The organism is Anaeromicropila populeti, from assembly GCF_900112775.1.
In the GTDB taxonomy this organism is placed as follows: Bacteria; Bacillota; Clostridia; order Lachnospirales; family Lachnospiraceae; genus Anaeromicropila_A; species Anaeromicropila_A populeti.
In genome coordinates this window covers 87,647-113,617 of sequence record NZ_FOYZ01000001.1, presented here as the reverse complement: position 1 = coordinate 113,617, position 25,971 = coordinate 87,647, and the positions used below count along the sequence as shown (strand labels likewise).

The window sequence follows — 25,971 nt, the reverse complement described above, 5'->3', positions numbered from 1 at the left end:
AGTATATTGATGTTATCTGAATTCTATGTTAATATGATTAGCAGTTAAACAGCAGAAAAGTTTAGATGGTAAAGAGGGGAAAAATATGTTAGGACAAATTCATTCGATTGAAACTATGGGCTTAGTAGATGGACCTGGAATTCGAAGCGTTGTGTTTTTACAAGGTTGTCTGCTCAGATGCTGTTTTTGTCATAATCCAGATACATGGAGTTTAAAAGATGGAAAAGCGGTTTCTCCAGAAGAACTGGTGAAAAAATTAATTCGATTTCGGCCGTATTTTGAGAAAAGCGGCGGTGGAGTAACTTTTTCGGGGGGTGAACCGTTATTGCAGCCAGGTTTTTTAGAAGAAGTGTTATTTCGTCTGAGGAATGAAGGAATACACACTGCTATTGATACAGCAGGGGTAGGAGCTAGAGAATGTAATTATGGAAAAGTATTAAAGTATACCGATTTAGTCCTCTTTGATGTGAAGCATTATACCAGTGAAGGATATAAGCGAATTACAGGAAGAGACATAGGAGAGACGACCCGGTTTATTGAAGCACTGAATGCTTCTCAGTGCAAAGTGTGGATTCGCCATGTTGTAATACCTGATTTAACCGACAGTAGGGAACATTTAGTGGAATTGAAAAACTATATTTCTCAGATTTCTAATGTAGAGAAGGTAGAACTGTTACCCTATCACCTATTGGGCGTTAATAAATATAAAGTTATGGACATACCGTACCCATTAGAAGGGGTGGCGGCCATGAATGTAGAAAAAACAAAGCAATTGCAACTAGAGTTATTTCATATGTGGAAATAGAAGTGGAGGAGATCAAATGATAAAAGCATGGGAAGGTTTTCAAGAAGGAGAATGGTTATCTTCAATTAATGTACGTAATTTTATTGAAAAAAATTATACGTTGTATGAAGGTGATGATTCATTTTTAGAGGGAACTACAGAAAAGACAGATAAAGTCTGGAACAAATGCCATGAACTCATTTTAGAAGAGATCGAAAAAGGTATTCTGGACGTTGAAACAAATAAGGTCTCTGGAATTGATAATTTTGACCCTGGTTATATAGATAAAGATAATGAGTTGATTGTTGGCCTTCAGACAGATGCACCACTAAAACGTATCGTAAATCTATATGGTGGAATGAGAATGGCAACTTCATCCCTGGAACAGTATGGTTATCATTTAAATGAGGAAATTCAGCAGCATTTTGCAGAATATCGGAAAACCCATAACGAAGGTGTTTTTGATGCATATCCAGAAAGAGTGCGTCTGGCTCGAAAAGCAGGCCTTTTGACAGGTTTGCCAGATGCTTATGGAAGAGGACGAATTATTGGAGACTACCGCCGTATTGCATTGTATGGAATTGATTATTTAATAGAAGAGAAAAAGAAAGATTTAAGTCATTTAGATGGCTTTATGAGCGAAGAAAGGATTCGTTTAAGAGAAGAAGTATCGGAGCAAATCAGAGCATTAGGTAAGGTGAAGAAAATGGCTGCCAGCTATGGAGTAGATATTTCTGCACCTGCAACTAGTGCAAAAGAGGCAGTTCAGGCACTTTATTTTGGATATTTAGCAGGAATAAAGGAGAATAACGGTGCAGCTACCTCTTTGGGAAGAACGTCTACCTTTTTAGATATTTATATTGAAAGAGATATTCAGAATGGAGTTATTACAGAAAAAGAGGCTCAGGAATTAATTGATCAGTTTATCATTAAGCTTCGTCTGGTACGTCATCTGAGAACTCCAGAGTACAATGAACTGTTTGGGGGAGATCCTACCTGGGTTACAGAAGCTATCGGTGGAGCAGCTGTTAATGGAAAACCTCTGGTTACAAAGAATTCATTCCGGTATTTGCACAGTTTGACAAACTTGGGAACTGCGCCAGAGCCTAATATGACTGTTTTGTGGTCAGAAAAATTGCCAGAGAATTTTAAAAAGTATTGTGCAAAAATGTCTATTGAAACGGATTCAATACAATATGAAAATGATGATGTTATGCGTCCAGTTTATGGTGATGACTATGCCATTGCGTGTTGTGTTTCTGCCATGACAGTTGGCAAGCAGATGCAGTTTTTTGGGGCGAGATGTAATCTGGCAAAATCTCTTTTGTATGCAATTAATGGTGGTGTTGATGAAAAACAAGGGATACAGGTTGTACCAGGAATTGAACCAATTACGGATGAGATAATTGACTTTGAAAAGGTGAAAGCAAACTATTATAAGGTGTTAGAGTATGTTGCTGAGCTTTATGTGGATACCATGAACATTATTCATTTTATGCATGATAAGTATGCATATGAAGCAAGTCAGATGGCACTTCACGATACTAATGTTGAACGATTGTGTGCATTTGGAGTTGCTGGCTTATCGGTGGCAGCAGATTCCCTTTCAGCAATTAAGTTTGCTAAGGTTCGGCCTATCCGTAATGAACAAGGAATAGCAGTTGATTTTGAAACAGTGGGAGACTTTCCGAAGTATGGTAATGATGATGACAGAGTTGATGACTTGGCAGTAGCGGTGATTACAAAATTCTCAGATGAATTAAAGAAACATCCATTATATAGAAATGCAATTCACACCTTATCTGCTTTAACCATTACTTCAAATGTGATGTATGGCAAGAAAACAGGAAGTACACCAGATGGACGTAAACTTGGGGAACCATTGGCTCCAGGAGCAAATCCAATGCATGGAAGAGATGAAAATGGAGCATTGGCATCGTTGAATTCAGTAGCTAAAATTCCATACCGGAATGTATGTCAGGATGGAGTGTCCAATACGTTTTCAATTGTCCCAGCGGCATTGGGAAAAGAGGATCAGCAGCGAATTGAGAACCTGGTTGCAATTTTAGATGGCTATTTTGTACAAGGTGCACATCACTTAAATGTAAATGTAATGAATCGTGAACTGCTAATGGACGCTATGGAGCATCCAGAAAATTATCCAACATTAACGATCCGTGTATCTGGATATGCAGTAAATTTTAATCGTTTATCTCGTGAGCAGCAAGAAGAGGTAATAAGCAGAACATTCCACGAATCCATGTAATAAATAAGACTGCTGTGTAAGAGAAACCTGCACAGCAGTTTTTTTAGCTGGACATGACTTTTTGTTTATGATATTATAAAAATACTGAGGTAGTAATTGTATAATAATAGTGGACTTACGGGAGATGGGCATGAAAATGCAGAATAAATCGGGATTATCAAAAAGAAGGCTGTATGCTGTCATGTTTGCAGTTGTGGGAACGGGTATATTAACATTACTTGCAATTTATGAGTTAAATAGTTTTATGAGTGAATTAAAGGCTTACATTTACTTTGCGAATAGCCACCAGGAGGTACTAAATGTTAATAGTGTCTCAGCAGATGAAAAAATTTCAACTTCATTTTTAATGTGGGTGCTTAAGCATTCACTTTTAACAATTGCATTAGCTGCGTCGTTTTCTGGCGTAATATTTTACAGTGTATTATTCTGGAAGGGCTTTTTGAATAAAAAAGAGAATCAAAAGGGACAAGTAGATTTGGTGACAAATTGGAAGAATTATAACCAGTTTGAGTTGGATGCAGAAAAATGTTTAAAAGAAAGAAAAAATCAGGAATATGCTGTTGTTACATTTGATATTGACCAGTTTAAGTTGGTGAATGAACAGTATGGTAAAAAGACAGGGGATGAAATACTGGCTGCTATTTCAGATAAGTTACAGTGTTTCATAGAGAAGAAAGAGTATTTTTCCAGATACAGTGCAGATCAATTTGTTCTTTTGCTGAAATATGATGTTCAGGAAGAATTTAATCAACGTCTGGAACGGTTGAATAAGCAGTTTTTACAAGAATTGGAAGTGAAATCAGTTCGTTTTTCTTTCGGAGTCTATGCCATTTCCAATTACACTTGCTCTTTTATGCAAATGAGTACATATGCAACAATAGCCAGAGATACAGTTAAAAGTTGCCATGAAAACAAAATTGCATATTATAATGGGGAAGTTCGGAATGCCATGCTTCGTGAGAAGGAATTAGAAAATAATATGGAAGCAGCATTAATCAATCAGGAGTTCTATATTGTTTTGCAACCTAAATATGTTGCCAATGGTGAACGGATTATCGGTGCTGAAGCATTGGCAAGATGGAACAGTGCGGCACTTGGTGCCATATCACCAGGAGAGTTTATACCAATCTTTGAGAAAAATCAGTTTATTTTTCGGTTGGATATGTATATGCTCCAAAAAGTTTGTGAGCAGCAGAGAAGGTGGCTGGATGAAAAGAAAAAGATAATTACAATTTCAGTGAATATATCCAGAGTGCTTTTAAATGACAGAGGACTGGCTGAAAAAATTAAAGATTTAGTAGATTCTTATGAGATTCCGCATAATTTTATAGAAATTGAATTAACTGAAAGTGCTTTTTTTGATGATGATGGTTCGCTTTTTAATACAGTTAAGAAGCTGCGGCAATACGGATTTCTAGTTTCTATGGACGATTTTGGTGCGGGCTATTCTTCCTTGCTATCTTTAAAAGAGATTTCACTGGATATCGTGAAGATGGATGCACAATTTTTTAGAAATTCAGAGCATGATCAACGAAGCCAGATTATTATCCGTGATACAATAATGATGGCTAAGCATTTGGATATGAAAACGGTAGCAGAAGGAATTGAAACGGAATATCAAGCTAAGTTTTTGGAGGAATTAGGGTGCGACTATATACAAGGCTTCTATTATGGAAGACCAATGATGGTAGAAGATTTTGAAAAATTATTATATCAGGAATAAAAAATGGACTTTATAAAAGAAGGCAATGTCGAAAAAAATACAAATATAAAACTCAATTGGGAGGTAAAATATTTGGAATCTTTTTTGATATTGTCTTTTTTGTATGTAATGTACTAAAGATATTAAATCTTAAGAGAAGTTATTGTGCATATTTTACTGTTGACAAATAACTGGTCATACCAGTATAATGTGCTTCAACAACTGGTATAACCAATTTAATAACAGGGTACAAAAAAAGCAAAGATGCTATTAGATTTCTAATAGCATTTTTTAGTTGGGAGGAATGTAGATGGAAGTGAGTCAGGAAGTAAAGAATGAAAAAAAGATTATGGTAAAGTTGGAGTGTATGCATAAAGCATTTGGCAGTAATAAAGTATTAAACGGCGTAGACCTGCAAATCAGGAAGGGTGAAGTGGTAGTAATTCTAGGTCCCTCTGGATCAGGCAAGACAACATTATTAAGATGTATTAATTTTTTGGAAAGAGCCAATCAAGGAAAGGTAACTGTGAACCAGTATACAGTAGACTGTAAAAAGGCATCAAATGAGCGAATCCGGACTTTGCGGACAAAAACAGCAATGGTTTTTCAACAATATAATTTGTTTCGCAATAAAACAGCACTTCAGAATGTAATGGAAGGACTCATTATTGTAAGAGGGATGAAAAAGTGTGATGCCAAAGTATTTAGTGAGCAGGCACTGGAAAGAGTTGGTTTAGCAGATAAATTTGATTTTTATCCATCTCAGTTATCAGGAGGACAGCAGCAGCGTGTTGGAATTGCAAGGGCAATTGTAATGCAGCCAGAAGTTATTCTTTTAGATGAGCCAACGTCGGCATTGGATCCTGAATTAGTGGGTGAAGTACTAGGTACGATAAAGGAAGTGGCAAAAAGCGGAATTACAATGATTATTGTAACTCACGAAATTGCATTTGCAAAAGAAGTTGCTTCCAGAGTAATTTTTATGGAAGGTGGAGTGGTAGTAGAGGATGGTACACCAGAAGAAGTAATTAACCATCCAAAGGAATTGAGAACAAAACAGTTTTTAAGCAGAATTCATTCATAATAATTCGCTTTATAAAATAACAAAACAATAAGGAGGACTTTGTATGGAAAAATGGAAAAAAGCAGTATTTATAGTAATGATTATTTTGGTGGCTGGCAGTCTGGCTGGCTGCAACAAAGAAACGGAGGAAAGTAAGGAAGGTGGAGACACCCCAACAAAGGATAATCCAAAAGTAGTTGAAATTGCTATTTTGGATGGAATGGCACCTTACACATACCAAGACGAAAATGGTGATTTTCAAGGATATGACTATAAATTTCTTGAAAAGTGTGATGAGTTGTTAGAAGAATATGAATTTCATTACAATGCAGTTGATCCAGACGCAGGAGCAGCAGCTGTACAGGCAGGGACTTATGCTTTATCTTGTTCAGCACATTTTGTAACACCAGCTAGAGAAGAAAATTTTCTTCTTTCTATTCCACAAAGCTATTATCCAGTAAATCTGATTTCCAGAACAGAAGACAGTTTCACAAAATTTGAAGATTTAGATGGACAGGTTGTAGTACCAAATCCACCGAATGATGGATTGTATGTTGTGCTATATAAAATGGCTGAAGAATTTCCAAATGTTAAATTCAGCCAGGAAGAGGTGTCAGAATATGTGTCCTACTATGACAGCTGTAAAGGCGTTGCAAATGGAACCTGGGATGTCTGGTTTGGTGGTAAATCAATGTACGATGACATTATTGCACAGGAACCAATGGATTTATTCTGCTCCGATCCAGTATATTGTGCAGATTGTGTAGTAGTTATTAACAAAGAATATGAGGATTTAAGAGATAAACTAAATGAGTGTATTGTTACCCTGTATCAGGATGGAACCCTGTCTGAATTATCAAAAGAATGGCTTGGAATGGATTGTTTCCAGGTTGCAGAGGAAACAGGTGCCCTATACGATTATGACTCTTACAAAAAATAAAAACACTTGTCGGGAGGTGCTTACATGAAGATTATGATAGAATATTTTCCCTATTTGGTAAAGGCGTTGCCAATGACCTTTTACATTTTATTTACATCTGTGTTTTTGGCACTCATATTAGCGTTATTCTTAACATGGGCAAAAGTCGGTAAAAATAAAATTGCAAAAGCATTTGCAAGTGTCTATATCTCTTTTATGCGAGGCACCCCCATTATTGCCCAGCTGCTTATTGTGTTTATTGCTGTTCCGCTGATTATGAAGGACCTTGGGATACGTACAAATAACTGGAATAACTCGGTATATGCAATTACAGCTTTTGCACTAAATGAAGCAGCATTTTTTGCTGAAATATTCCGTTCTGCATATATTGCGCTTGATAAAGGACAAATCGAAGCTGGACAAAGTCTTGGAATGAGTGGGATTCAGGTGTTTCTCAGAATTATTTTACCACAGGCGGGAGCCAATGCTCTTCCCAATACAACCAATATGACTATTGAACTAATGAAAAATACCTCACTAGGTATGGCAATTGGAGTGTATGACATTATGGGAAAAGCAACCCAGCTGGCACTAAATAATTATGGTGTTGGCCAGAGGGAACTGTTTTTTGAGGTTTCCATTATGTTTTGGATGATTGGTCTTGGGTTTATGTTTTTAACAAATCGATTAGTAGATTATTTAAATCGAGGAACATCCGAACATATTGGTAAAAATAATAGACTATTTAAAAGATTACAAGTGAAGGGAGGAAGGGTATGAGTTTTGATTTTCATTATGCAATTACTTGCATTGAGCCAATCTTAAAAAAGCTTCCAGTTACTATGAAGTTAACTTTGTGGTCAATGGCAATTGCGTTGTTAGGAGGAATTTTATTTGCACTGATGAAAAAAAGTAATAATAAAATTCTTGCAAATGTATGCCGGCTAACTTCTTCCTTTTTAAAAGGTGTTCCCATTTTAGTTTTTCTATACTTTTTTTATTATTCCATGGACGACATTCTCCATGCATTAGGAGGAACATTTCGGTTTGAGTATGATTTGAGAAATCCGCCTAAAATCCAGATGGCAATTGTAGCATTATCTATTTCTTATATTCCTTATATGAGTGACATGCTGTTATCGGCATTAGATACTATTCCAAAAGGTCAGTTTGAAGCCTGTTACGCAATGGGATTTACTAAGTTGCAGATGATGATTCGGATTATTATTCCTCAGTTAATTGTTGTTTGTATTCCTAACATAGGAAATCATTTTGTCAATTTATTAAAAGCAACATCACTGGCTTATATGGTAACAATAGTGGAAATGATGGGGGCAGCTAAAAACTTTGCCGTAAAAAATCAGAGATTTTTAGAAACGTATATTATGGCAGCATTTGTTTACTGGGTAATATTTATTATGTTTGAGCAATTGTTTCAATTGATAGAAAGACATTCAGGAAAATATTTAAAAAGATAGGGCAGTTGGTTAGTCTTATAGAAAGGATATGGTGGATAAATGAAAGATTTTATATTCAAATGTCCCACCAGAATAATCTATGGAGAAGGAAAAAGTTTTGAACTTCACCAGCTTTGCAGAGAATTAAAAGCTGAAAAAATAATAATCGTAACAGGAAAACGGATTGAGAAGACAAAGCAATTTCAGACAATATGGGATAAATTGGTGGAACAGAAAATAGAAGTAACAGTTTTTTCAGATACAAAACCAGAACCACCAGTAGCGGATGTGGATCTGGCAGCTGAAAAATTACGTGAAGCACAAGTAGATTTAGTAATTGCAGTTGGCGGCGGCAGCGTAATGGATATGGCAAAGGCAATGTGTATGCTTAAAACCAATGAGGGTTCTTGCCGGGAATATCTTTTTGGAGGGAACAGAATAGTTGAAAAACAATCTCTACCATTAATTTGTGTTCCCACAACAGCAGGAAGCGGAAGTGAAGTAACAGCATCCAGTGTGATTTCGGATGAAGAAAAGCAGTGTAAATTATCCATAACCCATGAATATCTGGTTCCTAAAATTGCAGTGGTAGATCCTATGATTCAACTTGATATGCCAGTTGATATTACGGCAAGTACTGGAATGGATGCATTAACACATGCAATTGAGGCCTACGTATCAAAAAATGCCAATCCCTTAAGTGATATGTATGCAGAAATGACAATAAAACTAATTGGAAAATCATTAAGAACAGCCGTTTTCAGGCCTACAGATGTAGAAGCAAGGGGAAATATGGCACTGGCCAGCACATTAGGAGCAGTTGCATTTCTAAATGGCGGACTAGGAGCAGTACATGGCATTTCACAGGCCATGGGAGGAATTGCACATGTTTCTCATGGGATGGCTAACGCTATGATGCTGCCATATGTAATGAATAAGAACCGAAAAGGAAATATAGAAAAATTTTCAACAATTGCTAGTTTGTTAGGAGAAAACATCCAGGGACTGTCTCTTGCAGATGCTTCTCATAAAGCAATTGACGCTGTAAAAGCAATGATAAGTGATTTTCAAATTCCCCAGTCATTAGGTGAGGTAGGGATAACAAAGGACATGTTCCCAGCTATCGTAAAAGGGACAATGGAATACAGGCTTCTGGCAATGAACCCAGTGTCTTATACCGAAGAAATAATATATCAAATTTTAGACGAGGCAATGAAATAATAAGGAGGAAACGAAGATGGAATTTAATCAATATAAGGAATATTTGAGTCCAGCACTGGCAAAGGCAACAGATTTAATTATTACAAGCGGTGAGGGATGTTATTTGACAGATATTAATGGAGAACGGTATTTGGATTTTGTACAGGGAATTGCTGTTAATGCATTAGGACATTCCCATAACAAAGTAGTAGATGCCATTTGTGGACAGGCAAAAAACTTAATTAATGCATCCTTTAATTTAGTGAATTTTGAGCCTACATTAAAGCTGGCAAAAAGACTGTCAGAGGTGACACCAGGAGATTTAAATTCTATATTTTTTTCCAATGGTGGTGCTGAGGCAACAGATGGTGCAATTAAGCTTGCAAAGGCTTATACAAAAAGACCAGCTATTATTTCATTTAAAGGTTCTTTTCATGGAAGAACAATTGGAGCAACGACTGTAACGGCTTCTAATTCTAAGTATAGAAAATATTATGAACCAATGATGGGGTCAACGTATTTTGTACCATATCCATCTAAGGATCTGTGCCCAAAGGGATTTGATGAGCAGCAGCGGACAGAATACTGTCTAGAAGAGCTAAAAAGTCTATTTAGTTATGTGGTAGCACCTGAAATGGTGGCAGCCATTATTATGGAACCGATTCAAGGAGAAGGTGGATATGTAGTTCCAACAAAGGAATTTGTACAAGGCATTCGAAGTATTTGCAGTGAGCATGGAATTCTGTTGATTTTTGATGAAATACAGGCTGGATACGGAAGGACAGGGAAAATGTTTGCCTGTGAAAATTTTGATGTAGTACCAGACATTATGACGCTGGGAAAGGCAATTGCTGGAGGACTTCCAATGAGCGCAGTAGTCAGTACCAACGAAATTATGGAGGAATGGCATCCGGGAATGCATGGAACAACATTTGGAGGAAATCCTGTGGCAGCGGCAGCAGCAAATGCAGTACTAGATGTGTTTGAAGAGCAGAATATTTTAGAAAATGTGAATACAATGGGAAGTTATTTAAAAGAAAAATTATTTGAATTAAAGGAAAAATATAGTTGTATTTCGGATGTTCGTGGATTGGGGCTGATGCTGGCAATTGAATTTTCACATGAAGATGGTACCCCAGGGGGCGATATCTGGGCAAAGGTAAAGGCAGAGTGTTTAAGAAATAAAATGTTAACGCTAAATTGTGGTGTACATGGAAATGGGATGAGATTTGCAACGCCATTAAATGTAAAGAAGGAAGAAATTGATCAGGGTATTATGATTCTGGAGGCAGCTTTGCAGACACTTTAGCAACTGCAAAAAGAAATGAGGAGGTCAGAAGGATGGACAAAAATAAAGTGATTTACTATAACATCGATGATAATTTGAATTTTGAAAATACACTTTTGAAGGAATGGGAAGTGGAAGATATAGAATTAATAGAAATAAAGAATCAGTCAAATGAAAAAAGCTTTGTTGAATGTGTAAAAGAAGCGGATGGATTAGTGGTTGAGTATGAGCAGATTACAAGAGAAGTGATAGAACAGCTTCCTAATCTTAAAATAGTTTCCTTGCAATCTATTGGTTATAACAATGTGGATTTAGAGGCTGCCACAAAGCAAGGTGTCTGTGTAACTAATTCGCCAGGCTTTTGTGCAGAGGAAGTAGCACTGCATTGCATTGGCTTGGCAATTGACCTTGTAAGAAAAATCAGTTTTTATGACAGAAGTGTACGTAGAGGAAAGTGGGACCCCTTACTTGGCTACAAAACATATCGTATTACAGGAAAAACCTTTGGCATGGTTTTCTTTGGGGCTATACCGAAAGCAATGGTTCCTGTCCTTCAGTCCCTTGGCCTGGAAATCTTGGTATATGCGCCAACAAAATCAAAGGAGTACCTGGAAGGCTTTGGATGCAAAAAAGCAGAAACTTTGGACCAATTATTAGAAAACTCGGATTTTGTTTCACTACACTGCCCGTTAATGGCTGAAACCACTCATTTAATAGGAAAAAATGAATTGAAAAAAATGAAGGAAAGTGCATTCTTAATTAATACAGCCAGGGGGGCAGTAGTAGATGAAACCGCTTTGGTGGAAGCATTACAGACTGGTGTAATAAAAGGCGCTGGTATTGATGTGATTGAAGATGAGGTAAATGAAAAGAGTGATTTGTTTGGGCTGGAAAATGTGGTAATTACCCCACATGCAGCATTTATTTCGGAAGATTCATTTTATGATGCACGTGTAAAGGCATTGAGTCAGCTGGTATCCAGACTTTCTAAAAAGGAAATGCCAACCTTTATCGTAAATAAACAAGTGAAATTTTAAATGAAAAAACATAATTACAGGAGGAAATAAAGTATGAAAGAGCAGATTATTACAAAAAAATGTGGAGAATGCCACGGACCTTATGCGTTAGGAATTAAGTACGGAAATATGGTATTTACGACACAGATTGGAACGGATATTACAGGAGAACTTGTTGCAGGAGGAATAACAGAGCAGACAAAACAGTTAATGGAAAATGCAAAAGCTGTACTAGAAGCAGCGGGTTCCTCGATGGACCAGATTGCAAAGGTAACAATCTATGTATTAGACATGGCAGTTGTGCCAGAAATGAATGAAGTGTATAAGACTTATTTTTCAGATAATTATCCTGCCAGATGCTGTACACAATGTGCAGGAATGGTAGATGGCTGTCTAGTTGAAATGGAGTTTACTGCATTTGCAGACTAAAAATAAGGGGGCAGATACGATGTGTTTACGAGTAGAAAATCACGTAATACTAGAGGTGGACAACAATGTGCCGTTGGTGCAGATTACGGTAGATGGGAAAATGATTGCGGCAAAAGAAGGGGAACCCATTCTTGCTGCGCTCCTGGCAAATGGAATTAAAATCAACCGCTATACGTTAAAAAAACAGGAACCAAGGGGTTTGTTCTGTGGAATAGGACAATGTACAGACTGCGCGATGGTGGTAGATGGAAAACCAAATGTAAGAACCTGTATCACTCCCGTTCGTGATGGTATGGTAGTGGAAACACAGAATGGTCTTCATAAGGAGGTGGAACGGAAATGATAGAAAAGGATGTTGTAATTGTGGGAGCTGGCCCAGCAGGTCTGGCAGCTGGAATTGAAGCCTCAAAAGCGGGTGCCAATGTACTTATTATTGATTTGAATATAAAGCCAGGAGGCCAGCTGTTTAAGCAGATTCATAAATTTTTTGGCTCAAGTGCACATCGTTCTGGAACTAGGGGGATGGATATTGGGATGCTTCTTCTAAGGGAAGCAGAAGAAAATGGAGTTGAAATATGGCTGAAAAGTACTGTTATCGGATTGTTTCCAGGAAATAAAGTGGCAGTAGAAAAAGGACTTGAAAATGAAGCAAAGGAAGTTGTGACTATACTTGCAAAAAAAATTATTGTTGCAACAGGAGCAAGTGAAAATGTAGTCCGGTTTAAAGGATGGACAAAACCAGGGGTTATGGGGGCTGGAGCAGCCCAGACCATGATAAACGTAAACCATGTAAAACCTGGAGAAAAAGTTGTTATGCTGGGAAGTGGAAATGTAGGGTTGATTGTTTCTTATCAGCTTATGCAGGCGGGTTGTGACGTTGTTGCATTAGTAGAAGCAGCACCTAAAATTGGCGGATATGCAGTTCATGCGGCAAAGATTAGAAGAGCTGGCGTTCCTATATACATGAAGCATACGATTATAGAAGCAATCGGCGATGAAACGGACTGTGTAAAAGAAGTTGTCATTGCAGAAGTGGATGACAAATTTCAGCCAATCAGCGGAACGGAAAAAGTAATTGAAGCGGACTGTGTAGCAATTGCAGCAGGTTTAAAGCCAACAGTTGAATTAACAAGGCTGCTAAATTGTGAGTTTACGTTTAATGGTGTATTTGGTGGATTTATTCCTCTGCATAATAAAAATATGGAAACATCTGTAGAAGGAGTATATGTAGCAGGAGATGCAACTGGGGTAGAAGAGGCCAATACGGCATTGGAGGAAGGAAGAATTGCAGGGATTGCAGCAGCTCAAAGTCTTTCACTTATAGCAGACAAAGAGGCGGAAGAGAAGAAAGATGCTATATGGAAAAGACTTGAAATGTTAAGACTGGGACCTTTTGGAGAAAGAAGGCTGTCAGCAAAAGAGGTAGTATTAGCAGAGTATCTTAATAAAGTAGGGATGCCTCAGGCAGAAATTAAGTTGAAAGGGTGAAAATTATGGCTCTAGAAAATACAGGTTATCTAGAATATGAAGAACTGGTTCAGATTCAAACAATACCAGACGAAGAACGTTTTAAAAAAGGTGCCGTAGCTGTTATTGAATGTGTTCAGCAGATACCATGCAATCCTTGTGAAGCAGCGTGCAGCCGAAAAGCAATTATAATTGGAAATCCTATTACAAATCTGCCGATTGTAAACGGGGATGAGTGTACAGGCTGTGGAATCTGCGTTTCAAAATGTCCTGGTATGGCAATTTTTATTGTAAATAAGGTGCATAGTGAAACAAAGGCAACAGTGGCATTTCCCTATGAATATTTTCCTATTCCAACAGAGGGCGAAGAGGTAAAGGCTGTAAATCGAAAAGGTGAAGTGGTTTGTGATGGAAAAGTAATTAAAGTTATGAATCCAAAAGCATTTGACCATACACCAGTTATTACAATAGAAATCCCGAAAGAGTATGTGGATCAGGTAAGAAGCATTCAAAGGAGGAGAGCAGAATGAGTGAAATTATGCCAGATGATATGATTGTATGCCGGTGTGAAGAAATTACCGTTGGAGAAATAAAACAGTCTATTAGAGAAGGTGCAAAAGATATTACAGGTGTAAAAAGACGTGTGAGGGCAGGAATGGGATTATGCCAGGGCAGAACCTGTGAAAAGCTGGTACAGCAGATTCTATGCAGTGAATTAAATATTTGTCCAGAACAGACAGGGCGTTCTACAGCCAGACCACCAGTTAGACCTGTTACATTTGGGGAGTTAGCAGAGGGAGGGGTAGTATGAAGGCATATGATGTAGTAGTAATTGGTGCGGGTGCTATTGGAACCAGTGTGGCTTATCACTTGTGTGAAAAGGGCTATGAGGTTGCATTAATTGATCATGGTGATATTGCAAATGGCTCCTCCAGCCATTGTGATGCAGTAGCACTTATCTGCGATAAGCAGCCTGGGCTAGATACCCAGATGGGAGCAGCAAGTATTGCATTGTACAAAGAGCTGGCAGCGAAATTTTCGTATGATTTTGAATTTGACCAGAAGGGCTGTTTATACGTCTGTGAAACAGAATCAGAATATGAAGCGGCTTCTGCTTATGCCAACAGACAGGCGCAGGATGGTTATGACATGTCTATGGTAGATGCAAAGACTCTTGCTGAAATGGAACCTTATCTGGCAAAAGATTTAATTGGCGGAATCTGGACACCAGGAGATGCAGCAATGAGTCCGTATAAAGTCTGCTTTGCTTTTACAGAGGAAGCAAAAAAATTAGGATTGAAAGTATATACCTATTGCAGCATACAGAAAATTCTTCTTGGGGAGAAAAATCAGGTAGAAGGAATCGAAACCGATCAAGGAACAATCTATACGAAAAAAATAATTAACTGTGCAGGGGTATGGGCACCTGATGTGGGAAAAATGGCAGGAATTGAAATTCCAATTCAGCCAAGAAAAGGAATGAATTTGATTTCAGAAAAGACAAAGCGAATTGTATGGCACAAAATACTTGAATTCGGATATATGATGTCGAAGTTTGACGACATAAATTTTAAAAGAAATGTAAGCCCTTTGGTTGAAGAATATAATGTAGCGTTTAACATTGAATATACCAATGATTCAAATATTTTACTGGGAGGGTACCGTGGTTTCCGTGGATTTGATGCACGTTCAGAAATTGAAGCCATGAAAGCAATTGCCGAGCGAGGGATGAGGTTTTTTCCATGTCTGAAGGACATTAATTGTATTAGAAGCTATGCTGGTGTAAGGCCTTTTGTTGTGGATCACCTGCCAATAGTATCAGATGTTGAGGCAGTTCCAGGGTTTTATATAGCAGCAGGGCATGAAGGAGATGGAATCTGTCTGTCGCCAATTACAGGAAAAATCATGGCGCAGGTTGTAGCTGGTGAAAAAACGGAATTTGATATTAGTAAATTAAAATTCAGCAGATTTGAAAAAAATGTGTTATAATCTAGGGGGATATAAAATATGGAACATGTGCAATATGGATATTTTACACCTTTTCAGAAAAATTCTGTTGTAAAAATGAAAAAAGGACAGAATATTTCCGGGTTTCCAGTTGGAATTCTTTACATTGAGGATGTCTGGTATCCTATGGTTCCAGGGAACATTGTAAATGGATATACCTTTGACTTTCCAGTACGCCTAAAAGCTGTTCAGAATCTGAATGTTGATAATCTGTTCAGGATGGAAGAATCTGTATGGCAGAAGGTGTTAGAAGCAGGACGTGAGCTGGAAAAGGAAGGTGTGCGGGCAGTAAGTGCAGCATGTGGCTTTTTTGGAAATTATCAGAAGGAACTGGCAAAGGAGCTGAATGTACCAGTTGCCATTTCCAGTCTGGTTCAGATACCGTGGATATTACCACTTTTAAAGCCAGGGCAGAAAATAGGGATTTTGACAGCGGATCAGGCATCTCTTACTACTAGACTGCTAGAAAATTGTGGCGTATTAGATTCTGAAAGAATTGTGATAAAAGATTTAAGACATAAAAAAGAATTTTCCTGTATACTAGAGGGGCGTGGTGAGTTTGATAACCATAAGGCAGAAGGGGAAGTAGTAGATGCAGCTATAGAACTGGTAAGGGAAAATCAAGAAATTGGGGCAATTTTGCTGGAGTGCAGTGATATGCCTCCATATGCATATAAAGTGCAGGAGGCTGTGAAGCTGCCAGTTTTTGATTTTACTACTTTAATTAAATGGCTTCATAATGCAGTAACCCAGCGGCCATATACTGGATTTATATAAAATAGGAAAGAAGGCAGCAAATGGAATCGGTATTTAGTTTAATGCTTCGAATTGTAATTATGATTAGTATTGGTGTAATATTGAAGAAAGCAAACATCATAACCAAAGAACTTCAAAAAGGAATTTCAGATGTATTATTGAAAGCAATATTACCGTTAAGTATTATATCGAGTACAGAGGCTGCATTTTCAAAGGACACTTTTCAGGGAATAACAGCTACCTGTATATTTGCGGGTGGCTATTATATTTTGAGTCTGGCTGGAATAACGCTATTGAGCAAAAGGCTTTCGGTTTCTGTTGAGAAAAGAAAAGTTTTTATAACGATGTGTGTATTTGCCAATACAGGATTCATTGGATTCCCAGTGGCAGAGGAAGTTTTTGGAACATCGGCTATGTTATATGCAGTTTTATATAATTTATTTTATCAGATATTCTTTTTTACCTATGGAATTCAGATATTAGACAAGGAAAGTGGAATGAACATAATGAAAGTATTTCAGACACCAGTTACAATTGCTTCTATGCTGTCTATCATAAAGTTTATTTTTCAGATTCATTTTCCTGAGCCAGTACAAGCTGCATTTACAAGTGTAGGAAACATGACAGTCCCCCTTTCTATGATTATTATCGGCTGTACAATTGTAGAGATGAAATGTTCAGAAATTGTAAAGGATTTCTATTCCTATCTGGTATCCTTATTTCGGTTGATTATTTTTCCGGTAATTGCCTTTGGGATTTTTAAAGTGATAGGAGATTCCTCAATGACAGCTAAATTATGTATATTATTAACGGCATTACCGTCTGGCTCATTAAATGTAATTGTTGCAGAGCAGAAAAATTGTGAACCTGAGTTTGCCGCAAGAACAGTAGTGCAGAATATGATTTTTATGCTTATTACATTGCCATTTATAATTGGTTTATTAAAATTTCTTTAAACAGTGGAAAAGGAGGAAATATGGCAGAATTACTTTATGAAAAGATAGCTGGTGAAATCGAAGAAAGAATTAGAAGCGGTGAATTACAAGTAAATGCTAAGCTTCCTTCAGAAAGGGCGATGGCGGAACAATATGGTGTCAGCAGAACAGTAATACGGGAAGCCCTGAAGGTCTTAAATGAAAAGGGTTTGGTTGAAATTATGACCTGTCGTGGCGGGTATGTAACTCAGCCTGATCAGCGGGATTTGATGAGCAAGTTTGAAAATGCAGTAGATTCCAGTAATGTAAATCCGTTTGATATTTTAGATGCTCGTATTGCGATTGAAACGGCTGTGGGAAAAAGAGTAATAGAAAGGGCTGCTGCCAGTGATATTTTAAAGCTGAAATTAATCTATAGCCAAATGGAAAGTGCATTAGAAGACAGCAGAGAATTTTCACAGTATGATGCACAATTCCATCTTCAGCTGGCTGCCTGTTCTGGAAACGAAGTACTGGTTCTTATTACTACGACCTTAAACAATTTGACGGATCGTTCTGATTATCTAGGAAGTACAGGTGGAAGTGAAATACGATTACATGCTCAAAAAGAACACAAGGAAATGATCTGTGCAGTGGAAGAGAGGAATATTGAAAAATTTGAACAAGCAATGGAGTCCCATATTGAATGTATCCGGAGACGTATCATGGAACATCGTAACGAACTATAATAGAAAACTATTTTAACGAAGAGAAAAGGGATAGATACTCTTCGTTAAAATAGAGCAGAGTTAAATAATATTAAGCCCTTCTGCCAAAATTTTTACACCCATTAAAATAAGAATCAGACCACCAGCAAATTCGGCTTTTGCTTTATATCTGACGCCAAAGCTGTGACCGATGCGTACACCGGCAGCCGATAATAGAAACGTTACAATACCAATAATCGAAACAGCAGGCACAATATTTTCGTTCAAACATGCGAAAGTAACACCTACGGCTAAAGCATCAATACTTGTTGCTAGAGCTAAAACAATCATATGGTGAAAACCAAGACTGTCATTTTCTTCTTCGTCTGGAGAATGGGATGCAAAAGCTTCCGTTATCATCTTCGCTCCAATAATGCCTAATAAAATAAAGGCAATCCAGTGGTCGACAGACATAATTCTTTTACTGAACTGAATACCTAAATAGTATCCAATTAGCGGCATGGCAGCTTGAAAAAAACCAAAATAGAATCCCACGATATACATGTCTGCAAACTTCAATTTTTTTCTGGAGAGTCCTTTACAGACAGATACTGCAAAGGCATCCATGGAAAGTCCTACAGCAATTGCTAGTAGTTCAATAATACTCATAACATTTCTCCTTTTATCACATAAAAAAAACCTACCTACAGCTGGACTGTAGATAAGTCTCATTATTTAAAATAAAACCAGATATGTAAAATATCAGTATGTTGGCTTTATTACACTTCAGTGCTAACTACTCCCTTATCATTACTGATAAATTATATTATTATTTTGTATTTTTGTCAATAGAATTAGATAAATTAAGTAAATTTCAAAGTAAATATAGGTTAATTTCTATTTGCTTGACAATTGAAACATGCATTTCTATAATTGACAAGAAAGATTTTTTTATGTGAATTGTAAAGTATAGGAGTTTCAGATTAAATCAGAACAGAAAGCAAGTATTATATCAAAAATAACTGATATTAAAGCAATAAGACATGAAAAAAATAGAAAAAACCATGAAAATAGTGTAATATGAAAAAACATTTTACAGTTTGTTGTTTAAAACAGTTTTTTTTGCTATAATATATTATCAAGGGAGTGTATAAAACGAAACAGGATATAAGGAGAGTGTTTCGAATAAATAAGGAAGGAGGTTTCAAAAAGAATAATTATTTTCTACTGGGGTAATAGATAGATAATTATAAAAAATATACACCTAGTTATATTGACATTTTAATGAAAAGTTTGTATCATTAGGCTGGTTTATTGTGATTGCATTTGTTACATACAATATAATTGGCTGTCAGTGAAAAATTATCAGTGCATATGATAAGACATCAGAACATTGTACGGTTAACTTATGATTCTATATAACTAGACAAACGACTAGAACTGATTGAACCGATAAACGAATAGTTAATAGTTTTAAGTTCATTAACAAAATTGAGTACAGGTTAGGATTGCATAAGAAAGGAAAGGTATTTATGAATTTTTACGATTTTTCTGCTAGGGGATTAAATGAACATGAGGTTAAAATGGAGGAATATAAGGGGAAGGTTGTTATTGTTGTAAATATCGCAAGTAAATGCGGTTTTACATCACAGTTAAAAGAATTGGAAGAAATTTATAATGAATACAAGGACAGAGGTTTTGTTGTATTAGGTTTTCCATGTGCACAGTTTACAGCAGACGAACCACAGGACAAGGAAGAATTAGTTGAATTCTATGTGAATAGCAGCGGAATTACATTTCCACTGTTTGAGAAAGCGGATGTCAATGGGAAGACAGCACATCCATTATTCAAATATTTGAAGAGTCAGGATCCTGAGTATTTTGCTGGGGAAATTAAATGGAACTTTACAAAATACTTACTAAATACTGAAGGAAAAGTAGTTAAGAAATTTGCGCCAACTGTTTTGCCATCTAATATGAAAAAAGAAATTGAAGGTTTATTAAAGTAAAAAATATAAAAAAGGTGTTGCTTATTTCATAAGCAGCACCTTTTCGTCTTATTATAAAGAAAAAAGTTGTATTTACATGAAAAAGATAATGTGGTAAAATATAACTGTATTTTGTGTATTTTGCTAGATAATAATGAAAAGTGAAAATCAAAGGGGGATATTCCATGGATACCAAAAAAATGGAAAACCAAAAAGTGAGACTGCTTTACTCGCTACAGGTAAAGATCATTGTACTTATTATTATGGCAGTATTATTATCGTCAGCAGGCATTTTATGTATTACAGTGCCAAGGGTAATCAACGATAAAAGTAAGACGATAAGTAATAATATGTATGATCTAGCTGTTTTATATGGTAAAGCAATTGAACATGAGGTAGAAGTACGCGGTGAAGTGCCTTCACTAGATGTGCTGACAGAACTTCTTAGTGAGGCAAAATTATCAGAGATAGAATCTAGTTATTCATACTTAGTTGCAAGTGACGGCATTATGCTTTATCATCCAGTAGAAAGTAAGGTTGGACTGCCAATTGAAAACGATGTATCAATCATTAAAGAGATTATGGAAGAATTAGAGGCAGGAAATATTCCAAAAGCTAAAGTTGTGGAATATATGTATGAAGGGGAGAAAAAATATGCAGCATATAGCGTTTCACCCAATAGTAAATTGATTTTTGTTGTTGCAGCAGACAAGTCTGATGTGATGGATAGTGTGAATCAGATGGTCAAGGTATCCGTTGGATTCAGTGTATTAATCAGTCTGATGCTGGTGATAATTGCAGCCTTTGTTTCTTTAAGAGCAACTACACCATTAAAGCAGATCTCTATTGTTCTGAAAAAAGCAGCAGAGTTTGATTTTGCAGATGATGGAACATTGGAAAAATTAAGTAGAAAAAAAGATGAAAGTGGTCTGCTGGCACGTACTGTATTTGTGATGGAAGAGAATTTAAGAGATATTGTGACAAGAATTGAAAGTACATCAAAGAATCTCAGTCTGAATTCTGATGAGTTAAAAGAAGTTACAAATAAAATGAATGATTTTTCAGCAGACAATTCAGCTACTGCGGAGGAGCTGGCAGCTGGGATGGAAGAGACAAGTGCTACAATTGAGGCAATTGACGGAAATGTAAATCAGATAAAAGGAAGTGCCAATGAGATTAATAGAAAAACAACTGCGGGAGCACAATTAGCAGAAGAGATTATGAATCGTGCTGATGAGCTTAGAACCAGTACAGAGAATGCAACCCAGAAAACAAAGGTAATCTATGGGTCGGTGAAAGAAAAAGCAGCTGAAGCAATGGAACAATCGAAAACGGTTGATAAGATTAATGTATTAAGCAATACCATTATGGAAATTGCGGATCAGACGTCGCTATTAGCGTTAAATGCATCAATTGAGGCAGCAAGAGCTGGAGAGGCAGGAAGAGGTTTTGCAGTGGTTGCCAATGAGATTAGCAATTTAGCAAGCCAGTCTGCGGAGACGGTTAGTAACATTGCGGCAATTGTAGGAGAAGTACATAATGCAGTATTTAATATGTCAGACTGCCTGGAAACGGCACTTGATTTTCTAGAAGCGACGGTTTTGCCTGATTACCGTTATTTCTTGTCAGTTGGAAAGCAATATGATGAGGATGCAAGAGAAGTACAGGCGGCAATGGACGTAATACATAAGGAAATGGAAGAACTCAGTGAGATAACAGGGCAGATATCCGAGGCGGTTTCTGGCATTAACTTAACAGTTGGAGAAGCTACTGGAGGTGTTGCAGACATTGCAGGGAAAACGTCAGATATTGTTGCCCTTACAGGAGAAACCTATACACAGGTAAAAGTAAGTGCCAATTTAGTCAATGAATTGGAACAGGTAATAGACATCATGAGACATTAATTAAATACAGAATAGTAAGGAAGAAATCTTTGTATTATTTATTAAAAAATAAAATACAAAGATTTTTTCTATCATAAACGCTTAGAAATACAGCATTATGAAGAAAGAGCGGATTGGGAAAGTGCTATTGAAATTGAAGTGTCTTCATGCTAAACTGAATAGGTAAGAGTGATACGATCATGCATTCAATAATATAGTAATGGTAGTAGAATGTTATTCGAATAATTTTGTAAAGGGGAGCACGGGTTATATGAAATCGTATTCGGAGGAAAACAATATGCAGTACAAGGATGAAATAAGGAAAAATATGCAAATTATTGCAGAAATTAAAGAAAAGTACGGTCTGGATTCTTCGGACATAAAAAGGCATTTGGAAGAAATGGAAGAATTTAGGGTGACATCTCCAGTAATTGGGAATTTTAGTACTGGGAAAAGCTCACTGATTAATGCCATTTTAGAAAAGTCTCTGCTAAGTGTGGATATCACACCAGAAACAGCAGTTCCCACTGAAATTTATTATGGTAAAAACAGAGCATATCAGCATTTTGGCGGAAAGATAAAAGAGTATGGAATGGAAGAGCTCCCACTAAAGGATTTAAATGTAAGAAATACAGATTTTGTAAGAATTGAGTATGAATGTGATTTTTTAAGAGAAATTCCAACCGTAAAAATTGTGGATTTACCAGGCTTTGATACCAGCATTGAACTGCATAACAAGGCGATTGACCAGTATCTTCCAAACAGTCTGGCGTATTTACTTGTTGTTTCTTCAGATGAACCCGTTTTAAAAGAAAGTATAGCAGATCTCCTAAAAGAATTAAAAATACATAAAATTCCCGTCTATTTGATTATTACCAAATGCAAACGTCTTAGCCAGGATGATTTAATGGCATGTAAGAACCTTTTACAGTCACTGGTTAAGGGGATTCTGGAAGTAGATGAAGTGAAATGTGCCTGTGTTGAGTCTGTAGGAAACATACAGGTGGAGGAAGTAAAGGAGTTTTTAAGAGAAATTCAGCAAAAGACTGCGGAAATATTTGATTATAAGTATCTTCAGATTTTAAGAAAAAGTGCAAAGTTCGTTGAAGTGTATATTTTGGACCGAATTGACAAAAAGGATTTGTCAACATCTGAATTGGAGCAGGAAAAAGAAAAGCTGGAAAAGGAAATTCAAGATGCGATGAATCGGATTGACAAAGAGATGCAGGGATTTGATTCACAAACAGATGAATGCATTGAGGCGGTAAAGGACAGGATTCGAAAAGATTTGGAAGAGGCATTGGATGTCATTGCTGTTTTGGTTCGTAATGGAAATGATATTTCGGAAAGGGTCAATGGAATCGTAAGAAATGCAGTTGCAATTAGTGTAAAAGCAGAATTTGAACCACGTTTACATAAATATATGCAGAATATTTCAGATGTAATTCAGGTTGACACACCATATTCAGAAGAAATGAGGATACAATTTAATAAAATGTTTGGTGATAACATTATAAAAAGTATCTTTACCACAGCAGCACCTATTGTAATGGCAGCAATCGGTGTGGCAATTGCAGGACCAATTCTTGCTGTAATTGGAGGAATACTAGGTGCTTTTGCAGATGTTGCATTTAATATTACCAATGAGAGAAAAAAGGAACGGCAGGCAAAAAAAGCGGCGAAGCAGATTATAGAGAAGGTAGCAGAGACTGCGGCAGAGACGGTAGAGTTAGGAATCCGGGAATACGTTGTAAATGTTAATACAGAAATAAAAAGCAAGATATTAAAACATCAGAGAGTACTTGAAAAATCCCTGGAAGATATAAAAACCATGCTTGATTTAGAAGAATATGAAAAGTCACAGGAAATTGCAAAGCTGGAAAATGATTTGCAGGCAATTCGCAAGTTGATGACGATTGAAGAAATGTAAGCAAACGGGAGGAAATGAAATGGAAATTTTTGACAGGACTCGGGAAGATGAATTAAAGTTTGAGGCATTTACCAAAAAAGTAGATACCATTAGTGAAGAACTTAAATTATTTGAAAGTGAAATTGCGTTATCCGATATAGATGAAATAAAGCAAAGCTTTATGTTTAAAACAAAGGATTTTTTCCGAGAAGACAGAAAGCTGAACATCGGCATTATTGGAAGGGTGAAAGCAGGAAAATCAACTTTTCTTAATGCGTTTTTATTTGGTGGGAAGAATGTTCTTCCTATGGCGGCAACACCTAAAACAGCAACATTAACAAGAATTGAATATGCAGAAAATAATAGTATTGAGATAGAATATTATAGTAAGGATGAGTGGACAGTTATTGAAAACAATGCCAAAGTTAAGTCCCAGAAAGGAGAATACGCGGTAGGCCGGGAAATTATTTCTATGGTAAAAGAGAGCGGATTAAATGCGGCTGATTATATTGGCAAGGATAAAGTTATAATTGAGTTTGACACGTATGATGAGCTGATGAAGGATTTGAATGATTATGTAGGGGAAAATGGGAAGTATACGCCTGTTGTTAAATCGGTTGTGCTTTATGTGGATAAAGAGGAATTAGAGGACATTTCTATAGTAGATACGCCAGGACTTAATGATCCAATTGCATCTAGGACGTTTAAGACAAAACGCTTTATAGAGTTGTGCGATGTGGTATTTTTTCTGAGCAAGGCTACCAGTTTTTTGGATATTAATGATTTAGAACTATTAGTGGCTCAGCTCCCTCAAAAAGGCGTAAAAAAGCTAGTCTTGATATGCAGCCGCTTTGATGATGGACTAAGGGATATTCTATGGGACAAAAAGGAGATAGCAGCAGCTGTTGCAGAAAACAAGCAGAAGCTTAGAACCTATGCAGAGCGTACTTTAAATAATTATAAGAAGAATAATTTTTTTATTCGAGATGATGTAATTACACAATGTAAGAATCCTGTTTTTATTTCTTCGATTGTTCATAATATGTCGCATAAAAATCCAGACGAATATAATGAACAAGAAAAAAGAATATATGATGATTTAAACCTTCATAAAGATTTAACGAAGGAAATTCTAAGTGAAATTGGAAATATGGAAGAGATTACAGAAATTTTTAATGAGGTTGTGGAAGTAAAGGAAGAAATCTTAGAAGAGAAAGCAGGTTCTTTTGTTCCAACTGCAATGGAAGAGCTGCGCGCAAAACTTATTAGGATTGAAAAAAATTCTGAAAGAAGAATTATGCAGCTGAACCGATACGATCGAGAGCAGATTCTAGAGCAGAAGAAACAGTTTACTTCTCAAATTCATGCAATTGAGTCAAATTTGGAAGAAATTTTTGGAACGTGGTGTGCAAAAATAGAAAATAATAAAACACAGGCTATTCGGGATTTAAGGGGATATTACCGAGACTATTTACAACTCAGTGAAAAAGAAGGAATTAAAACCCACTTTGAGACGAAAGCAGTTTCTACATCAAGATGGTTTATGCCTTGGACCTGGGGGAACAGCATGCGGGAAATATACAGTTATGATGAGAGGTATAAGTATATTGATGCTTCAGATGCACTTGAAAATATTCGTAATTTTGCAAATGACGCTGCAAGCTGTATTGAAGATACGTTTAATAAATCACTTGATATTGCATTGACAAAGAGACAATTGTTAAATACTGTAATTGAAAATTTTGATGTTACAGATGATAGTTATACACCTACCTATTATAAGCTTATGGTTGAGAGGGTACTGAATAGTATAAAATTGCCAGTGATAAGTATTGATGTTTCGGTGTATTTAAGCAATATCGCAGCTCAGTTTTTTGGTGAGATACGTGATAATGCCACAAGAACAGATTTGAAAAGAGTTCTTTCCAATGTAATAAGTGATTTGTTTAATGAAATATGCCGCAGATTTGAGCAGGAGGTTAAGGAATTTAAGGAAAAAGTGGAGGCTATAAAGCAGGAATTTTCTAATAATTTGCTTGAGGATATTCACAGAGAGTTAAATCAGGTTCTAGAGCAATTTGATGATAAAGAGAATGAAATCAAGAGGTATTATCAGCTGTTGGATACATTAAAGCGAATTAATTCCGATTTGAACTACTAGTCCTTGCGTTCTATCCTTGACAGAAAAGTCTGTTGTATTATAGAATGTACAAAGA

General features: G+C 36.6%; 24 protein-coding genes. 23 read left to right on the top strand and 1 reads right to left on the bottom strand.

Features of this window, described 5'->3' with window-relative positions; all coding sequences use genetic code 11:
* The first annotated feature begins 85 nt into the window (after window positions 1-85).
* The 19 genes from pflA (at window position 86) to BM305_RS00440 (ending at window position 18,017) form a co-directional block, all read left to right on the top strand.
* Window positions 86-805 (top strand): pyruvate formate-lyase-activating protein, encoded by a 720-nt coding sequence (gene pflA, locus BM305_RS00530; protein ID WP_092558738.1) that lies wholly within the window; start codon window positions 86-88, stop codon window positions 803-805.
* A 16-nt stretch (window positions 806-821) separates the two neighbouring features.
* On the top strand, window positions 822-3,050 hold the full coding sequence (pflB, locus tag BM305_RS00525) for a formate C-acetyltransferase (RefSeq protein WP_092558737.1): 2,229 nt from the start codon (window positions 822-824) through the stop codon (window positions 3,048-3,050).
* Window positions 3,051-3,180: 130 nt separating this feature from the next.
* The gene (locus BM305_RS00520) at window positions 3,181-4,773 is read left to right on the top strand and encodes a putative bifunctional diguanylate cyclase/phosphodiesterase (protein WP_177214473.1); all 1,593 of its coding nucleotides are present in this window, start codon (window positions 3,181-3,183) and stop codon (window positions 4,771-4,773) included.
* Between the two features lie 289 nt (window positions 4,774-5,062).
* Entirely contained in the window at window positions 5,063-5,836 is a 774-nt protein-coding gene (locus tag BM305_RS00515; protein WP_330393379.1) for an amino acid ABC transporter ATP-binding protein, read from the top strand.
* 43 nt (window positions 5,837-5,879) lie between these two features.
* Window positions 5,880-6,755: an ABC transporter substrate-binding protein gene (locus tag BM305_RS00510; RefSeq protein WP_242940419.1), complete on the top strand. Its 876-nt coding sequence runs from the start codon at window positions 5,880-5,882 to the stop codon at window positions 6,753-6,755.
* Window positions 6,756-6,779: 24 nt separating this feature from the next.
* Window positions 6,780-7,514 carry an amino acid ABC transporter permease gene (locus tag BM305_RS00505; RefSeq protein WP_242940418.1) on the top strand — a complete coding sequence of 245 codons (735 nt, stop codon included), beginning with the start codon at window positions 6,780-6,782 and terminating at the stop codon, window positions 7,512-7,514.
* Window positions 7,511-8,212 (top strand): amino acid ABC transporter permease, encoded by a 702-nt coding sequence (locus BM305_RS00500; protein ID WP_092558735.1) that lies wholly within the window; start codon window positions 7,511-7,513, stop codon window positions 8,210-8,212. Before BM305_RS00505 ends, BM305_RS00500 begins: the two co-directional genes overlap by 4 nt.
* A gap of 39 nt (window positions 8,213-8,251) precedes the next feature.
* The gene (locus BM305_RS00495; RefSeq protein WP_092558734.1) at window positions 8,252-9,412 is read left to right on the top strand and encodes an iron-containing alcohol dehydrogenase; all 1,161 of its coding nucleotides are present in this window, start codon (window positions 8,252-8,254) and stop codon (window positions 9,410-9,412) included.
* 16 nt (window positions 9,413-9,428) lie between these two features.
* Window positions 9,429-10,700 carry an aspartate aminotransferase family protein gene (locus BM305_RS00490; protein ID WP_092558733.1) on the top strand — a complete coding sequence of 424 codons (1,272 nt, stop codon included), beginning with the start codon at window positions 9,429-9,431 and terminating at the stop codon, window positions 10,698-10,700.
* Window positions 10,701-10,732: 32 nt separating this feature from the next.
* On the top strand, window positions 10,733-11,716 hold the full coding sequence (locus BM305_RS00485; RefSeq protein ID WP_092558732.1) for a C-terminal binding protein: 984 nt from the start codon (window positions 10,733-10,735) through the stop codon (window positions 11,714-11,716).
* A 33-nt stretch (window positions 11,717-11,749) separates the two neighbouring features.
* Window positions 11,750-12,124, top strand: coding sequence for a RidA family protein (locus tag BM305_RS00480; protein WP_092558731.1), 375 nt, complete (start codon window positions 11,750-11,752; stop codon window positions 12,122-12,124).
* A 19-nt stretch (window positions 12,125-12,143) separates the two neighbouring features.
* Window positions 12,144-12,467, top strand: a complete 324-nt coding sequence (locus BM305_RS00475) for a (2Fe-2S)-binding protein (RefSeq protein ID WP_092558730.1) — start codon at window positions 12,144-12,146, stop codon at window positions 12,465-12,467.
* Window positions 12,464-13,612: an NAD(P)/FAD-dependent oxidoreductase gene (locus tag BM305_RS00470; protein WP_092558729.1), complete on the top strand. Its 1,149-nt coding sequence runs from the start codon at window positions 12,464-12,466 to the stop codon at window positions 13,610-13,612. Before BM305_RS00475 ends, BM305_RS00470 begins: the two co-directional genes overlap by 4 nt.
* Window positions 13,613-13,617: 5 nt before the next feature.
* Complete coding sequence (locus BM305_RS00465) at window positions 13,618-14,121, top strand: 4Fe-4S binding protein (RefSeq protein ID WP_092558728.1); 504 nt, start codon at window positions 13,618-13,620, stop codon at window positions 14,119-14,121.
* Window positions 14,118-14,402, top strand: coding sequence for a (2Fe-2S)-binding protein (locus tag BM305_RS00460; protein WP_092558727.1), 285 nt, complete (start codon window positions 14,118-14,120; stop codon window positions 14,400-14,402). Before BM305_RS00465 ends, BM305_RS00460 begins: the two co-directional genes overlap by 4 nt.
* A complete protein-coding gene (locus BM305_RS00455; RefSeq protein WP_092558726.1) occupies window positions 14,399-15,580 on the top strand; it encodes an NAD(P)/FAD-dependent oxidoreductase in 1,182 nt (393 codons plus the stop codon). The genes BM305_RS00460 and BM305_RS00455 overlap by 4 nt, the downstream gene beginning before the upstream one ends.
* 18 nt (window positions 15,581-15,598) lie before the next feature.
* Entirely contained in the window at window positions 15,599-16,375 is a 777-nt protein-coding gene (locus BM305_RS00450; RefSeq protein ID WP_092558725.1) for an aspartate/glutamate racemase family protein, read from the top strand.
* A gap of 20 nt (window positions 16,376-16,395) precedes the next feature.
* A complete protein-coding gene (locus tag BM305_RS00445; RefSeq protein ID WP_092558724.1) occupies window positions 16,396-17,310 on the top strand; it encodes an AEC family transporter in 915 nt (304 codons plus the stop codon).
* 20 nt (window positions 17,311-17,330) lie between these two features.
* A complete protein-coding gene (locus tag BM305_RS00440; protein ID WP_092558723.1) occupies window positions 17,331-18,017 on the top strand; it encodes a FadR/GntR family transcriptional regulator in 687 nt (228 codons plus the stop codon).
* Between the two features lie 60 nt (window positions 18,018-18,077).
* Here the strand turns inward: BM305_RS00440 and BM305_RS00435 are convergent, their stop codons facing one another.
* Window positions 18,078-18,644, bottom strand: a complete 567-nt coding sequence (locus tag BM305_RS00435) for a manganese efflux pump MntP (protein WP_092558722.1) — start codon at window positions 18,642-18,644, stop codon at window positions 18,078-18,080.
* An 863-nt stretch (window positions 18,645-19,507) separates the two neighbouring features.
* On the opposite strand from BM305_RS00435, the gene BM305_RS00430 reads away from it, so the two are divergent.
* The 4 genes from BM305_RS00430 to BM305_RS00415 all read left to right on the top strand — a co-directional run bounded on the left by BM305_RS00430 (window position 19,508) and on the right by BM305_RS00415 (window position 25,916).
* Window positions 19,508-19,984 (top strand): glutathione peroxidase, encoded by a 477-nt coding sequence (locus BM305_RS00430; protein ID WP_092558721.1) that lies wholly within the window; start codon window positions 19,508-19,510, stop codon window positions 19,982-19,984.
* Window positions 19,985-20,148: 164 nt separating this feature from the next.
* Window positions 20,149-21,867, top strand: a complete 1,719-nt coding sequence (locus tag BM305_RS00425; RefSeq protein ID WP_092558720.1) for a methyl-accepting chemotaxis protein — start codon at window positions 20,149-20,151, stop codon at window positions 21,865-21,867.
* Window positions 21,868-22,117: 250 nt separating this feature from the next.
* The gene (locus tag BM305_RS00420; RefSeq protein WP_177214472.1) at window positions 22,118-23,776 is read left to right on the top strand and encodes a dynamin family protein; all 1,659 of its coding nucleotides are present in this window, start codon (window positions 22,118-22,120) and stop codon (window positions 23,774-23,776) included.
* Window positions 23,777-23,795: 19 nt separating this feature from the next.
* Window positions 23,796-25,916, top strand: a complete 2,121-nt coding sequence (locus BM305_RS00415; protein ID WP_092558718.1) for a dynamin family protein — start codon at window positions 23,796-23,798, stop codon at window positions 25,914-25,916.
* Window positions 25,917-25,971: the final 55 nt, after the last annotated feature.

Coding starts and splice junctions, on each gene's coding strand:
- BM305_RS00445 (WP_092558724.1), top strand. CDS start 16,396: ATGGAATCGGTATTTAGTTTAATGCTTCGAATTGTAATTATGATTAGT.
- BM305_RS00490 (WP_092558733.1), top strand. CDS start 9,429: ATGGAATTTAATCAATATAAGGAATATTTGAGTCCAGCACTGGCAAAG.
- BM305_RS00500 (WP_092558735.1), top strand. CDS start 7,511: ATGAGTTTTGATTTTCATTATGCAATTACTTGCATTGAGCCAATCTTA.
- BM305_RS00510 (WP_242940419.1), top strand. CDS start 5,880: ATGGAAAAATGGAAAAAAGCAGTATTTATAGTAATGATTATTTTGGTG.
- BM305_RS00440 (WP_092558723.1), top strand. CDS start 17,331: ATGGCAGAATTACTTTATGAAAAGATAGCTGGTGAAATCGAAGAAAGA.
- BM305_RS00475 (WP_092558730.1), top strand. CDS start 12,144: ATGTGTTTACGAGTAGAAAATCACGTAATACTAGAGGTGGACAACAAT.
- BM305_RS00450 (WP_092558725.1), top strand. CDS start 15,599: ATGGAACATGTGCAATATGGATATTTTACACCTTTTCAGAAAAATTCT.
- BM305_RS00495 (WP_092558734.1), top strand. CDS start 8,252: ATGAAAGATTTTATATTCAAATGTCCCACCAGAATAATCTATGGAGAA.
- pflA (WP_092558738.1), top strand. CDS start 86: ATGTTAGGACAAATTCATTCGATTGAAACTATGGGCTTAGTAGATGGA.
- BM305_RS00515 (WP_330393379.1), top strand. CDS start 5,063: ATGGAAGTGAGTCAGGAAGTAAAGAATGAAAAAAAGATTATGGTAAAG.
- BM305_RS00425 (WP_092558720.1), top strand. CDS start 20,149: ATGGATACCAAAAAAATGGAAAACCAAAAAGTGAGACTGCTTTACTCG.
- BM305_RS00435 (WP_092558722.1), bottom strand. CDS start 18,644: ATGAGTATTATTGAACTACTAGCAATTGCTGTAGGACTTTCCATGGAT.
- BM305_RS00465 (WP_092558728.1), top strand. CDS start 13,618: ATGGCTCTAGAAAATACAGGTTATCTAGAATATGAAGAACTGGTTCAG.
- BM305_RS00430 (WP_092558721.1), top strand. CDS start 19,508: ATGAATTTTTACGATTTTTCTGCTAGGGGATTAAATGAACATGAGGTT.
- BM305_RS00520 (WP_177214473.1), top strand. CDS start 3,181: ATGAAAATGCAGAATAAATCGGGATTATCAAAAAGAAGGCTGTATGCT.
- BM305_RS00455 (WP_092558726.1), top strand. CDS start 14,399: ATGAAGGCATATGATGTAGTAGTAATTGGTGCGGGTGCTATTGGAACC.
- BM305_RS00460 (WP_092558727.1), top strand. CDS start 14,118: ATGAGTGAAATTATGCCAGATGATATGATTGTATGCCGGTGTGAAGAA.
- BM305_RS00505 (WP_242940418.1), top strand. CDS start 6,780: ATGAAGATTATGATAGAATATTTTCCCTATTTGGTAAAGGCGTTGCCA.
- BM305_RS00485 (WP_092558732.1), top strand. CDS start 10,733: ATGGACAAAAATAAAGTGATTTACTATAACATCGATGATAATTTGAAT.
- BM305_RS00420 (WP_177214472.1), top strand. CDS start 22,118: ATGAAATCGTATTCGGAGGAAAACAATATGCAGTACAAGGATGAAATA.
- BM305_RS00470 (WP_092558729.1), top strand. CDS start 12,464: ATGATAGAAAAGGATGTTGTAATTGTGGGAGCTGGCCCAGCAGGTCTG.
- BM305_RS00480 (WP_092558731.1), top strand. CDS start 11,750: ATGAAAGAGCAGATTATTACAAAAAAATGTGGAGAATGCCACGGACCT.
- BM305_RS00415 (WP_092558718.1), top strand. CDS start 23,796: ATGGAAATTTTTGACAGGACTCGGGAAGATGAATTAAAGTTTGAGGCA.
- pflB (WP_092558737.1), top strand. CDS start 822: ATGATAAAAGCATGGGAAGGTTTTCAAGAAGGAGAATGGTTATCTTCA.